We start from the raw sequence: 1,220 nt of genomic DNA on the forward strand, positions 1-1,220 counted from the left end.
ATCTCCTGAAGCAGCAACCGCTGCCTGGGATCCATCAGCTCGGCCTCGCGCGGCGAGATCTCGAAGAACAGCGGATCGAACTCCGCCACCCCCGGGATCTCCCCCATCGGACGCCCCGTGCCCCACGCCGGCTGCCGTTCGGGCGACACCTCGCCCACCACGCTCCGACCCTCGGCCAGGATGTCCCACAACTCCGACACCGTGCGGGCACCCGGGAACCGACCGCTCATCCCCACGATCCCCACCGGCTCCACACCCGCCGCCACCCCCAGCGCCCGGGGCTCACGCACCACCGGCGCGACACGCCTCACCCGACGCCGACCGGGGGCCCTCGCCGGGACGACCGCCGAGGCTCCGGCGGCACCGCCGTCGCGGTAGAACGCACCGAGCGACTCGCCATGGGTGTCGAGGAGATGCCCACCCAGGCTCACCAGCGTGGGGTGACTGAAGAAGACGTCGGGGGTCAGCTCGGCGCCCAGGCGTTCACCCAGTACGCCGGCGAACTCGACCAGGCTGATCGAGTCGAAGCCGTAGTCCTGGAGATTGGCGCCCTCGTCCAGCTTGGCCACCGGAAGCTTCAGCAACTGCGAGACGGAGTCCTTCAGTTCCCACTCCAGGCACTCCGCGACCGAGAAGCCGACCATCTCGACCCGCCGCCCGGGACCCGCGACCGCCCCGGCCGCGCCGCCCGGCGTCTGCCCGTCGCTCCCGGCGATGTCGGTGTCCTCGAAGACCTCGTCCTCGTACTCCTCGTACTCCTCGACCGGTTGGGCTTCCGCGCCCGCACCGAGGGTGCCGCCGCCGACCGGTGAGAGCAGGCGGCGGGTCAGGTCCGCCGAGGAGGGCCAGTAGGTCTCCTCCTCGAAGGGGTACGGAGGCAGGCTGATGCGGGCCGGGGGCTGGTCGATGAGGAGCTGGAACTGAGGGGCGTAGCCCTGGCAGTACAGATCGCCGAGGGCGAGCAGGGTCTCCTGGTAGCGGGCCGGGTCGGCCTGCCGGCCCCGCAGGGCCTCCTCGACCAGGTCCCGCAGCATCGCGTTGGGGGTGAAGTCGCGGGTGACGACGCCCCGGTGGACCTTGCGCGGCTTCTCCCCCCGCGCCGCCTCCCGCAACAGCCGCACCGCATCATCCACATCACGCGCCACCACCGCACACCGATGCGCGAAATGATGCCGCCCGACACTCAGCGTATGAGCGACCGACGCCACATAACCCGCACC

General features: G+C 71.3%; 1 protein-coding gene and 1 pseudogene. Both read right to left on the bottom strand.

From position 1 onward, the window contains the following. Positions 1–1,133, bottom strand: a 1,133-nt coding sequence (locus ACH4UK_RS36915) for a beta-ketoacyl synthase N-terminal-like domain-containing protein (protein WP_398363629.1), incomplete at its 3' end; no start/stop codon positions are given. A 12-nt stretch (positions 1,134–1,145) separates the two neighbouring features. Then, positions 1,146–1,208: pseudogene (locus tag ACH4UK_RS36920) on the bottom strand (hypothetical protein); the annotation flags it as partial. Positions 1,209–1,220: the final 12 nt, after the last annotated feature.

It is taken from the genome of Streptomyces sp. NPDC020884 (genome assembly GCF_044333935.1).
In the GTDB taxonomy this organism is placed as follows: Bacteria; Actinomycetota; Actinomycetes; order Streptomycetales; family Streptomycetaceae; genus Streptomyces.